Below are 12,088 nucleotides of genomic sequence, written 5' to 3' on the forward strand. Positions count from 1 at the left end.
CCGTATCTTAATTATTACTTTATATTAATAGTCCGCCAATAATGTGTGGTCCGTACCTGGATCACGCTTTTTGTTTGGGGAGGACCTGGTTTCATGCTAAACTAAAAACACGATTATACGGAATAGAGGGAGATCAACTCGTGTCTGAATTAACTTATTGGCAAAAAATTGCGGCAACGGCTCGGGCCGAACAGCGACCATTTTTCACGATGGCGCCGATGGAAGCGGTCAGTAATACGGTCTTTCGGCAGGTGATTACGCGTGCGGCCACACCGGATGCGTTTTTTACGGAGTTCGTCTACGCCAAAGGCATTACTGATCCAACGGTGAAGTTCCCCGTGCATGGGCGGTTATATGTGGCGCCCGCTGAACCTCAAATGCCAGTTGTGCAGTTGTGGGGCAATGTTGCTGAAGATTTTGCGACAGCTGCGCAAGCGGTGAAACAACAAGGTTATCAAGCAATTGATATTAACATGGGTTGCCCCGATGGTACGGTGATTAAAAATCATGGTGGCAGTGACCTCATTCGCAATCCCCAGTGGGCCAGTGACGTAATTGCGGCGGCCAAAACCGCGGGCTTACCAGTTAGTGTCAAAACGCGACTAGGTTACAGTCAGTTAGCGGAATTTCGTGACTGGATTCCAACGCTGTTGCAACAACAAGTCGCGGTTTTAACGGTACATTTGCGGACGAAACAAGAAATGAGTAAAGTGCCCGCGCACCTAGAAGTGATTGATGAGTTGATTAAAATGCGCGATGAACTGGCACCAGCGACATTATTACAGATTAATGGTGACATTGAAAATTACGCTGCAGGGGTCGCTATAGCCAAAGCACATCCCGGGCTAGACGGGATTATGATTGGGCGTGGCGTATTTGCGAGTCCGTTTGCTTTTGAACGGCAACCACAGTCACACTCATTAGCCGAATTGTTAAGTTTACTTGACTATCAGCTGGATTTATTTGATGATTTTTCCCAACGTTATGATGTGCCTCGTTTTCCATCATTAAAACGATTCTTTAAAATTTATGCGCGACCAGAACTAGGCGCAACTGATTTACGCAATCAAATGATGGATGCCAAATCCACCGATGACGTGCGCAAAATTTTACAAGCATCACCATTAACGAAGTAGGGTCCGGAGCAAGTTGCTCGGGCCTTTTTTCATTTGACGACGGCTTAGTGCCCACGCTCCATGAATAATGGTAAAATAAAACCAAACTACCCTAAATGAAAAGCGAGCGGACGATGATGAAAAATTTAGCAATTGTAGATCTCGGATCAAATTCAGCCCGGATGGCAGTGAGTCGGCTCCACGCCAATGGCACCGTGGAAGAAATTAAGCGGGTCAAAGAAGACACCCGCCTGTCAGAAGGCATGGGCGCGGAACACGTTTTACAGCCACATGCGATTGATCGCACGATTAAAGCTTTACTAGCGTTTAAAAAGATTTATCAGCGCATGCCCAATACGGATGTGATTGGGATTACCACGGCTGCAGTACGGATGGCCAAGAATCAAGCAGAATTTTTGGCGAAAGTTAAAACTGAAGTTGGCTTGGATTTGAAAGTCTTATCTGGTGATGATGAAGCACGTTATGATTATTTAGGGGTTGCCAATTCGTTGGTGATTAATGATTGCTTGATTTTAGATACTGGTGGGGCTAGTTGTGAATTGATTCTGGTCAAAGGGGGCCAAGCGGAGCACTTGATTAGTGTGCCATTTGGGGCGGTGACGCTATCAGAACAGTTTGAATTAGATGATGTCGTGCCGTCAGCGAATTTATTTCGCGCGCAGATGTTTTTACGCAACCGCTTAGCCGATGTTTGGTGGCTCAGTGAAGCGCTGCATTATCCGATTATTTTACTCGGTGGTGCTAACCGGACGCTCGCTCGGATTAATCGTCGCCGTCAACAGAAGCTAAAAGTCGAAGATATCCACGGTTATCGCTTAAAAACCGAGACCGTTTATCATACGTTTTTAGACTTTTTAACCCGCTCTCGGCAAGGCCGGCAAGATATTTCAGGGATGGAATATGGCCGGGCCGATATTATTGTCGGTGGGATGTTACCGCTGGTCACGTTACTCCAAATGCTCGACAGCGATCGAGTCGTTTTCTCGGAAAGTGGCGTGCGTGAAGGAATTATTTCAGAATATTTAGACCATTAATAGGATTTTTAAAGATAGGACTGATGATATGACGGCAGACTTTCGCCATTTTTATCAAAAAGATTGGGCTGAACGGACGGCCATTGTGACCCAAGCTGCCCAATTAACGTCGGTTGAAACGGCGTTATTTAAGCAGTATTATGTGCCCAAACATCATGATATTATTGAAAATTATTTAACGGATTATCCGTTGCCAATGGGGCTAGCGGTGAACTTTATTATCAACGACCAGCCTTATATTGTGCCGATGGTCACCGAAGAACCTTCCGTGATTGCGGCAGCTAGTAATGGGGCCAAAATTGTGAAGCGCGGTGGTGGCTTTCAAACGACGGCCACGAAGCGCGAGATGATTGGTCAAATTGTGCTTGAACAATTAACTGATCCAACCGCTACCGCGGCGTTGATTGAGGAACAAGCGGCGCGGTTGTTAACGGTGGCGGACAAAGCACATCCAAGCTTGAAACAACGCGGTGGTGGCGCCCGGCAATTGCGGGTTCGCCAGCTTGGTCAAGGCTATTTATCGGTGGATTTGTACGTCGATGTGCAAGCAGCGATGGGTGCAAATATGTTAAACACCATGCTAGAGGCCGTTGCCAAAGCCATTGGCGTGTTAACGAAAACGAATCCGTTAATGAGCATCTTGTCGAACTATGCAACTGCTAGTTTAGTCACGGCCAAATGTGAGTTGCCGGTGGCGTTACTACAAGCGGGACGCTATGATGGGCAATTAGTTGCCCAGAAGATTGCGGCGGCTAGTGCGGTGGCTCAACTCGATGTGTATCGGGCTACAACGCATAACAAAGGTATCATGAATGGCATTGATGCGGTGGCAATCGCCACTGGTAATGACTGGCGGGCGATTGAAAGTGGCGCTCATGCGTATGCGGCTCGCGATGGTCAATATCGCGGGTTAAGCACCTGGACGACTGATGGGACGACATTAACCGGTCAGTTGACGTTGCCGATGCCAGTCGGTGTGGTCGGTGGGTCAATTAAGATCAACGAACTAGCGCAACTTAATCATAAGTTATTAGGTAACCCAACGGCACCAGAACTGGCGCAAGTGATTGCGGCGGTTGGCCTTGCACAGAACTTAGCGGCGTTACGAGCGTTAGTAACGACCGGGATTCAACAAGGACACATGCACTTACAATTGAAATCTTTGGCACTAGCGGCGGGCGCAACACCGGCTGAATTACCGGTAATTTTACAACAATTAGAACAAGCGACGCATCAAGATTTAGTGACAACCCAACAACTCATTGCCAGATTACGGCAAACAAAGGATGAAAATTAACGATGACTGAACCTAAATTAAATCAACAAGTAACGGATTTATTAGCAGCAACCAATTCACTTTTCCCAGGTAATGTGACCGTGACCCTCGGTGATCAAAAATCCGGCTATGTCCGTCATGATCAAGCAACACAACTCATGCAAAATGGCGATATTGAAGTGCATGTAAGCGACGTAACTGCGCCAAGTTACACGGCTTCACATGAGGTCATGCACCTATTGTTATTACTCCAAGGGTTTCCACAAATGACATTTAACTTAACGACGAACAACGAAAAGTTAGATGAACAGTTAATGGCGATTGCCACGGAACTTTACGATGCGGTAGCCCATGTGTTAATCGTGAAGAATCAACGCGATCATGACTTGATTGATGCGGATATCGAGGATTTATACTTTAAAGGCTTGTACGCAACGATTGATCCTGAAGATCCCAACCAAGATGATGCCATGATGACGTTACGGTTATTGACGTTGACCGACTTATTGGTGTTCTTTGGTGGTGAGCTCACGAAAGATCGGTTGGCTAAAGTGACCGCTGATTTTCCTAAGTCATGGACAGCTGCCCAGAAATTGTATGAAATTATTGCGGCCAAACCAATCGAAACCCCATTTGCCATGCGGCGGACGGTTGTGAAGTTGTTCAAGGCGTTTGATGATCAGATGTTAGCTTGGGACTTGCCATTGTTACACGGCAGTGAGTTTGTGACGATGCAAAGTGTTCTAAGTGATCGGCAACAACGGCTAGAAGTTCGTCAATTATTCGATATTTACCATTCAGAAATGATTGAAACTGAACAACAAACGCGGGCCTTTATCGGCTTGAATAAGAACGATCGGCAAAATGCCTTCGTCTTACCAGCGCCAGCAGAAAAAGATAGCGATGACTTTTTCAAGGAACTTTATGGCATGAACGTGAAGGATTTGTTTGCAAGATTGAATATGCCATTTACGATTCGTTAGAGTGTGATGGTGGGCGGGAGTTTCTGAGCATTAGCCTAGCTAGTCAATTAGCTGGTGGTTTTTCCGGCTAGTTGACTAGCGTAGCTAAGCGGAGGGAACTGCCCACCAGAACACGTTTCAAAAGGCGTAACCAAATTTGCCGCCAACAATCTAAATCAAAGGAGGTTTCCAAATCATGCTAACCACTGCGCAACAAACCTTATTGGCTGCTCAACATATTGTTTTTATGACTGGAGCTGGGGTCTCAACGCCATCTGGCATTCCAGATTACCGCTCGAAAAATGGCTTGTATACTGAGCATCATAACGCTGAATATTACTTGAGCCATGCGTATTTAGAAAGTGATCCACTGGGATTTTATCAGTATCTCAAGGATAACTTGTATTATCCTGATGCGCGGCCAAACGTCATTCATACGGTCATGGCTCAGTTAACGCAACAAGGACGGGCCGGCGTCATTACCCAAAATATTGATAATTTGTATGGGGTTGCTAAAACTGAAAACTTAGTTGAATTTCATGGCAATTTATATCAAATCTATTGCACAACCTGTGGTCAAACTGTTGCTTGGTCAGACTATTTAAAATCACCATATCATGAGCAAGATCATGGTTATTTGCGGCCAAATGTTGTGTTATATGATGAAGGTATCAAACAGCAGAATGTTGATCAGGCACTGGCATTATTAAAGCAAGCGGATTTAGTGGTGATTTGTGGAACGTCCATGCGGGTTTATCCGTTTGCGGGGTTGCTAGATTATCGTAATCCGGCCGCAAAGGTGATGGCGATTAATGAAGAAGTCTTGCATTTACCGATTGACTTCGACATGGTGCAGCAGAATGCTGTTGAATTTTTTGAAGGGGTGACGCGGGGATGATAACCATTGGCTTAACAACTTGGACGGAACACCCTAGTTTGTTAGGGGGGACTGACAAGTTAACCTTAACTGAATATTCAGGTGTATTGCCTGTCGTCGAAGTCGATACGCCGTTTTATGGGATTCCCAAAGTCAGTACGGTTGAAAAATGGCAAAAGGAAGTTCCAGATAAATTTCAATTTATTTTGAAAGCCAACCAAACGATGACTTTGCACGATACTTACGAGGATGGCATTTCCATGGACGCGTTAAAAGCCGCGTATCGAGATTATCGTGCGATGCTCAAGCCGTTGACACAACATGGGCAATTAAAAGCGGTACTATTCCAATTTCCACCGTTTTTTGAACGGTCAACACGGAACTTTCATTACTTACAACGAATGGTGCAATGGTTACCTGGCGTACCGATTGCGGTCGAGTTTCGGAATCAGAGTTGGTACGAAGCTGGCGTTAAAGATGCAGTTTTTGATTTTTTGCGTGACCTTGGAATTGTGCATGTTGTCGTTGATGAACCCCATGCGCTAAATGACGGGGTGACTTTTGAATCGGTTGTAACGAGTCCCAAGTTAGCCATTTTGCGGTTACATGGGCGCAATCAAAAAGGCTGGTCGACCAAAGGCAAAGGTTGGCGTGGGCAACGGACGTTGTATCGGTATAATGAGACCGAACTGGCTGAATTTAAAGCAGTTGTTGAAAAACTGCAGTCACAAGCCGAGGAAGTTTGTGTGATCTTCAATAATAATTCTGGTGGCGATGCGGCCGATAATGCGTTGGCCCTAAAACAGATGCTAGGTGTGTCGTTTGGTGATCTTGGTCCGCAACAATTAGACTTGTTTTAGAAAATAGCCTAAAGATTGAAAGATACTTTTAAGCAATAATCGTTGATATGGCAAGGGTTCATCGATAAAAAATAGTCTTGCTTGCCACCTGCTGCTCGCCCACCTTGAGCCGGAACGCTGTGGGCGGACCGGTTCAGCCAAAAAACGGTCTGAACCGTCGTTTTGAACCACTAAGCCCGTGTTTCAAAAACGCCAATCTCTAAGCGGTAAATCGCTAAGAGCTCCCACGGCTGGGCTCAATGTGGACTCACTCTCGGTTATAATAGTGATTATAATTAATTAGCATCCGCATAATAACCGGAGTTAGTTAGTGATGGCGCCGGCCGTGACGACATCGTTAGTCCGAGTGATTTTCTCGGACTTTACGATGTGGACGACTTTTGAGACTAGCGGTTTAGGCTAGGCTCAAAAGCGAGGTGGAAGCCCGCATTTTGGCTGGAACCGGTCCCCACAGCCGGCAGAATCGCTGACTGGCGTAGGTGACCAATTTAGCATAGCTCAGGCCTGGTGCGGTTTTTATCGCCATAATTATTTTTCAATCCTTAGAAATGGATATTAAACTTGTACTAGTCGGACTAAATAAGGTCGATTAGTACTTTTTTATTGTGAACAAATAAGGTTAGGAATCGAGATTAACTAGTTTAAGTCATTTCGTTGTTAACATTGAGTTAGCGACCTGAAATCCTGATTGGAAGTATGATACAATGAGAAAGAATCTAACTAAAATGATAGAATAAGCTAATTAAGCATGTTTGAAGGGAATTAAAGTCATGGTAGAAACGAAGAAACCAACTTATTACATTACCACGCCGATTTATTATCCATCGGGTAAATTACACATCGGTAACTCATACACAACGATTGCGTGTGATACTTTGGCACGTTACAAACGGGCCAAAGGTTACGACGTTTTCTTCTTAACCGGGACCGATGAACACGGTCTTAAAATTGAAGAAAAAGCTGAAAAGTTAAACACTGATCCGAAGACTTACGTTGATGGGATGGCTAAGCAAATCAAAGAATTATGGCAATTGCTTGAAATCTCAAACGATAAGTTTATTCGGACGACCGATGATTATCATGAACATGCTGTTCAAGAAATCTTCGATCGCTTGCTCAAGCAAGGCGATATTTATTTAGGCGACTACGAAGGCTGGTACTCCGTTGATGATGAAGAATATTTCACTGAAACGCAATTGGCCGAAGTTTACCGCGATGATGACGGTAAAGTAATCGGTGGGAAAGCCCCTAGTGGTCACGAAGTCGAACTCGTTAAGGAACAATCTTACTTCTTTAAGATGGGCAAGTATGCTGACTGGTTGTTAGACTACTATCAAACACATCCAGACTTCATCCAACCCGCTAACCGGATGACGGAAATGATTAACAACTTCATCAAGCCTGGTTTGGAAGACTTAGCCGTTTCACGGACGAGTTTTACTTGGGGTGTGCAAGTTAAGAACAATCCAAAACACGTTGTTTATGTGTGGTTGGATGCGTTGATCAACTATATCACCGCTTTAGGTTACGCGACTGGCGACGATGAAGCCTTGATGGACAAGTTCTGGCCTGCTAACGTCCAAATGGTTGGTAAAGAAATCGTGCGTTTCCATACGATTTACTGGCCAATTATTTTGCATGCGCTTGGTTTACCACTACCTAAGACGGTCTTTGGTCATGGATGGTTACTCATGAAAGACGGGAAGATGTCGAAGTCTAAAGGTAACGTCATCTATCCAGAAACCTTAGTGGAACACTACGGTTTAGACGCCTTACGGTACTATTTAGTGCGCGCTATGCCTTACGGTAACGATGGCTTATTCACACCAGAAGATTTTGTGGCGCGGGTAAACTACGACCTAGCTAATGACCTTGGTAACTTGTTAAATCGGACTGTAGCGATGATTAACAAGTATGAAGACGGCCAAGTACCAGCCTTCAAATCTGGGGTAACGCCATTTGATACAACGTTAGAAGCCGTTGCGGCTGAAACGATTGAAAACTATGATGGGTACATGGATCAATTGCACTTATCTGATGCACTCGCTGAAGTTTGGAAGCTCGTTAGCCGGACTAACAAGTACATCGATGAAACGGCGCCTTGGCAATTAGCTAAGAGTGACGCGGCTGCCGATGCAGATCAATTAGCCAGTGTCATGGCTCATTTAGCAGCTAGTTTACGAGTGATTGCTAGCTTGATCAGCCCAGTGATGACCCATGCGCCAAAGGCAATCTTTGAACAATTAGGTTTGGACGAAGCTGCCTTAACCTTAGTTGACTTAAAGATGGCTGATTTACCAGCTAATACGCAAGTCGTTGCTAAAGGGACGCCAATCTTCCCACGGGTTGATATGGAAAAAGAAATCGAATTTTTGAAGGGCCAAATGACTACTTCCGACAAGAAGAAAGGTCGCGCCGCAATGGAAGCTGCCAAACATGCAGTTGAAGTTGAAGGTGAATGGGACCCTGCCGAAACAGAACTCAATGTGACTAAAGACGAAATCAAGATCGATGATTTTGATAAAGTTGAACTAAAAGTTGCCGAAGTCATTGCGGTGCAAAAAGTTAAGGGTGCTGATAAGCTCTTACAATTCCGCCTAGACGCTGGTGATGCGGATCATCGTCAAATCCTTTCGGGGATTGCAAAGTGGTATCCAGAACCAGAAGCTTTGATCGGTAAGAAAGTTGTCATTGTTGGTAACTTGAAACCACGCAAGATGCGCGGTGAAATGAGCCAAGGTATGTTACTTTCAGCTGAACATGATGGTGAAGTCCAATTAATCACAGTACCTGAAAGTTTAGTTAACGGGTCATTAATTTCATAGAATTTATTGGAAGAATCAATCTTAACGGATTGGTTCTTTTTTGTTTGGAGTGTGTGTTGATTGCCGCCGACCGTTCGTTCAATCTAGGCCGGAACGCTGTGGGCGGACAGGGCCAGCCATAGTGCGGTCTGTCCCTTCGTTTTGAACCGCAAAGGTCGCGTTTCAAAAACGCCTGGCTCTAAGCAAAAACCGCAAGAGCCCCCACGGCTGGGCCAGATTGAACGAACGGTCGGCTAAATAAGTTGGTATTTTTTTAATTAGCATGGTGGCAGTTTGAGTTAATTGCGAATTAGTCGGAGGTTGCTAGTGATGAAGTGGCTGTAGAAGTGGCGTTAGTTCGGTGGGGTTCCGAGCTTACACCACGGACGATCTTGTTCATTGACGCGGTTGGTCAAGGAACAAGTCGAGGCTCAAGACCGGTTTTTGGCTTGAGCCGGTCCTCGCAGCGACTGAAATCGCCAGCAACCGGAGACGACTATGAAAAAGCTGTTTTTCAAGGTTGACACTGAGGGTTGTTCATGGTTTAATAATAAACATTCTCACATATATTTAATCTAATTCTAATTAATAAAACGGAGGGCACACATAGATGACAGAAACGACAACTGCACCAACACATAAAATGACGACTAAAGATTACGTCTATCAAGTCTCAGCCGGAGTTTCCAATGCGATTTTAGTTTGTTTAGGCATCGGCTTACTCTTACAATCTTTTGCAACGATGCTGCACTGGTCAGCATTATATCAAGTCGGTACCATCGCCCAAGTTTTATTAGGTCCGGCATTCGGGGTCGCAATTGCGACCATGTTACATAGCAATACATTAGTGACGTTTAGTGCCATGATTTCATCAACTGTGGGGGCCAACGCCGTGTTCTTTTCACAATCATCAACCAATGGTGTGACCGCCACTGGACATACATTAGCGCAAGCCGCGCAAAGTTCGATTTTTACTACGGGCCAACCCATTTCAGCGGTGGCAGCAGGCTTAGTTGCCGTCTTAGTCGGAAATTACTTAACCGGTAAAACGCCACTAGATATGATGTTAGTGCCATTAGCGGCCACATTTGTTGGCGCCGTCACTGGATTAGGGTTAGCGGCAGTTACCACCCCTGCGTTGGTTTGGTTGAGCCAGTTCATTGCCGCTTCGATGAAGGTGAATCCATTGTTAGGCTCAATGGCGGTTTCCTTAGCTTGGGCGCTCTTCTTGATGACACCGGCTTCATCGGCGGCGTTGGCCGTAGCGGTGATGTTAGACCCCGTTTCATCAGGAGCTGCCTTGATTGGCACGACTGCCCAATTCGTAGGATTTACGGTGATGTCTTATCGGCAGAATAATTTGGGTGCCAATATTGCTCAAGGGATTATCACACCGAAAGTCCAGTTTCCAAATTTGCTAGTCAATCCACGATTGGCGATTCCACCAATGGTCGCGGCTGTTGTTTGCGCCCCGATTGCGACGATTGTGTTCAATTTTTCCACGACTTACAAATTAGCAGGATTAGGGTTGAACTCGTTGATTGCGCCACTTACGTTAGCGTCAACCAATCTTGGTCGCTTTGGGGTTTTCATGTTAGTAGGTGTCGTCTTACCTGCCGTGATCTCGTTAGTGCTTTACCGCGTCTTGCTGGCTGCAAACTGGGTCGAATCACAACAATTACAATTGGAAATCGTTTAACTTAAAATCAGCACCCAACCAAAACGGATGGGTGCTGATTTTTATTGCCTTGCGAAGCATGTTAAAATCAATTAAGATAACAAATTGAGTGTCAAAGTTAGAGAGGGGTTTGCAACATGCGGATTTTTGATTCCCATACCCATTTAAATAGTGAAGAATTTATTGAAAATGTGCCGCAATATTTAGCACAGGCACGCGACTTAGATGTTGTGCGGATGGCGATCGTGGGGTCAAATACCCAATTGAACGCCGACGCCATTAAGTTGGCGCAAACTTATCCAGAACTCGTGGCCATTGTTGGTTGGCATCCTGAAGATTCCAAGAATTATACGACAGCCACCGAAACGGTCTTAATTGACCAACTCCAATTACCAGAAGTTGTGGCATTAGGCGAAATTGGGTTAGACTATCATTGGGATACATCACCACAAGACGTGCAACGAAAAATCTTTGCGCGCCAAGTGGCGATTGCCAAAGACATGGGTCTTCCCATTTCAGTGCATAATCGTGATGCGTTTGAAGATACGTACAAGATTTTGAAGGCGGCCGATATTCGTGATACCGGTGGCGTGATGCACAGTTTTAATGGTGATCCAGAATGGTTGAAACGCTTCTTAGATTTAGGCATGCACATCTCTTACAGTGGCGTTGCTTCCTTTAAACACGCGGATGAGGTTCATGAATCCGTTAAGCAGACGCCACTTGAAAGCCTAATGGTTGAAACGGATGCCCCATATTTGACGCCGGAACCTTATCGTGGCAAGCAAAATGAACCAGGGTATACTCGTTACGTGGTCGAAGCAGTTGCCAAACTGCGTGAAACCACGCCGGAAGCGATTGCCGCACAAACTTATCAAAATGCAGAGGACTTATTTAAGATTGAAGAAGATTAAAGAAGTGATTGTCGTCGAAGGCAAGGACGACACGAAACGCCTAGCATTGGCTGTTAATGCGGACACCATCGAAACCAATGGCTCGGCGATTAGTGACCAAACGTTAGCGCAAATTAAACGGCTTCAAGCAAGTCGTGGGGTGATCGTGTTTACCGATCCCGATTATTCGGGGGAACGGATTCGCAAGACCATTTCGAAAAACGTGCCTGGGGTTCAACATGCCTTTTTACCGCGTGATGCGGGTGTGCCTACCAAAGCTGGTGGCAGTTTAGGTGTGGAACATGCGAGTCCAGCTGCTATTCAAGCGGCTTTGGCGAACCTGTATACTGAAAACCCTGCGACAGCACCGGAACTAATTAGTCGAGCTGATCTCATTAAAGCCGGACTACTTGCCGGTCCAGCTGCGCGAAAACGGCGTGAGCAATTGGGAGAACTGTTGAAGATTGGCTATGTCAATGGTAAACAGTTACCTAAGCGACTACAACTATTTCAGATTCAACCGGCTGATTTTTGGCAAGCGGTTGATCAACTAACGACTGAGGAGTAA

General features: G+C 45.5%; 10 protein-coding genes. All 10 read left to right on the forward strand.

Annotated elements, in window-relative coordinates:
• Nucleotides 1–140: 140 nt before the first annotated feature.
• The 10 genes from FFM84_RS07865 (at nt 141) to rnmV (ending at nt 12,088) form a co-directional block, all read left to right on the forward strand.
• Nucleotides 141–1,136 carry a tRNA dihydrouridine synthase gene (locus FFM84_RS07865; RefSeq protein ID WP_130844163.1) on the forward strand — a complete coding sequence of 332 codons (996 nt, stop codon included), beginning with the start codon at nt 141–143 and terminating at the stop codon, nt 1,134–1,136.
• Between the two features lie 116 nt (nt 1,137–1,252).
• Nucleotides 1,253–2,170 carry a Ppx/GppA family phosphatase gene (locus FFM84_RS07870; protein WP_130844735.1) on the forward strand — a complete coding sequence of 306 codons (918 nt, stop codon included), beginning with the start codon at nt 1,253–1,255 and terminating at the stop codon, nt 2,168–2,170.
• 28 nt (nt 2,171–2,198) lie between these two features.
• Nucleotides 2,199–3,467, forward strand: a complete 1,269-nt coding sequence (locus tag FFM84_RS07875; RefSeq protein ID WP_130844162.1) for a hydroxymethylglutaryl-CoA reductase, degradative — start codon at nt 2,199–2,201, stop codon at nt 3,465–3,467.
• 2 nt (nt 3,468–3,469) lie between these two features.
• Nucleotides 3,470–4,429 (forward strand): IpaB/EvcA family protein, encoded by a 960-nt coding sequence (locus FFM84_RS07880; protein ID WP_130844161.1) that lies wholly within the window; start codon nt 3,470–3,472, stop codon nt 4,427–4,429.
• A 175-nt stretch (nt 4,430–4,604) separates the two neighbouring features.
• Nucleotides 4,605–5,306, forward strand: a complete 702-nt coding sequence (locus tag FFM84_RS07885) for an NAD-dependent protein deacylase (RefSeq protein WP_130844160.1) — start codon at nt 4,605–4,607, stop codon at nt 5,304–5,306.
• Nucleotides 5,303–6,145 (forward strand): DUF72 domain-containing protein, encoded by an 843-nt coding sequence (locus FFM84_RS07890; RefSeq protein WP_130844159.1) that lies wholly within the window; start codon nt 5,303–5,305, stop codon nt 6,143–6,145. Before FFM84_RS07885 ends, FFM84_RS07890 begins: the two co-directional genes overlap by 4 nt.
• 770 nt (nt 6,146–6,915) lie before the next feature.
• Nucleotides 6,916–8,970: a methionine--tRNA ligase gene (metG, locus tag FFM84_RS07895; protein ID WP_130844158.1), complete on the forward strand. Its 2,055-nt coding sequence runs from the start codon at nt 6,916–6,918 to the stop codon at nt 8,968–8,970.
• Between the two features lie 589 nt (nt 8,971–9,559).
• Nucleotides 9,560–10,648, forward strand: a complete 1,089-nt coding sequence (locus FFM84_RS07900; protein ID WP_130844157.1) for a PTS sugar transporter subunit IIC — start codon at nt 9,560–9,562, stop codon at nt 10,646–10,648.
• 116 nt (nt 10,649–10,764) lie between these two features.
• Nucleotides 10,765–11,541 (forward strand): TatD family hydrolase, encoded by a 777-nt coding sequence (locus FFM84_RS07905; protein WP_130844156.1) that lies wholly within the window; start codon nt 10,765–10,767, stop codon nt 11,539–11,541.
• Nucleotides 11,528–12,088: a ribonuclease M5 gene (rnmV, locus tag FFM84_RS07910; RefSeq protein ID WP_130844734.1), complete on the forward strand. Its 561-nt coding sequence runs from the start codon at nt 11,528–11,530 to the stop codon at nt 12,086–12,088. Before FFM84_RS07905 ends, rnmV begins: the two co-directional genes overlap by 14 nt.

It is taken from the genome of Lactiplantibacillus mudanjiangensis (assembly GCF_005405385.1).
GTDB lineage: Bacteria > Bacillota > Bacilli > Lactobacillales > Lactobacillaceae > Lactiplantibacillus > Lactiplantibacillus mudanjiangensis.

Bases quoted from the DNA above. Each gene is read 5' to 3' on its own strand.
- FFM84_RS07870 (WP_130844735.1), top strand. From the start codon at position 1,253: ATGAAAAATTTAGCAATTGTAGATCTCGGATCAAATTCAGCCCGGATG.
- FFM84_RS07875 (WP_130844162.1), top strand. From the start codon at position 2,199: ATGACGGCAGACTTTCGCCATTTTTATCAAAAAGATTGGGCTGAACGG.
- FFM84_RS07880 (WP_130844161.1), top strand. From the start codon at position 3,470: ATGACTGAACCTAAATTAAATCAACAAGTAACGGATTTATTAGCAGCA.
- FFM84_RS07885 (WP_130844160.1), top strand. From the start codon at position 4,605: ATGCTAACCACTGCGCAACAAACCTTATTGGCTGCTCAACATATTGTT.
- FFM84_RS07890 (WP_130844159.1), top strand. From the start codon at position 5,303: ATGATAACCATTGGCTTAACAACTTGGACGGAACACCCTAGTTTGTTA.
- metG (WP_130844158.1), top strand. From the start codon at position 6,916: ATGGTAGAAACGAAGAAACCAACTTATTACATTACCACGCCGATTTAT.
- FFM84_RS07900 (WP_130844157.1), top strand. From the start codon at position 9,560: ATGACAGAAACGACAACTGCACCAACACATAAAATGACGACTAAAGAT.
- FFM84_RS07905 (WP_130844156.1), top strand. From the start codon at position 10,765: ATGCGGATTTTTGATTCCCATACCCATTTAAATAGTGAAGAATTTATT.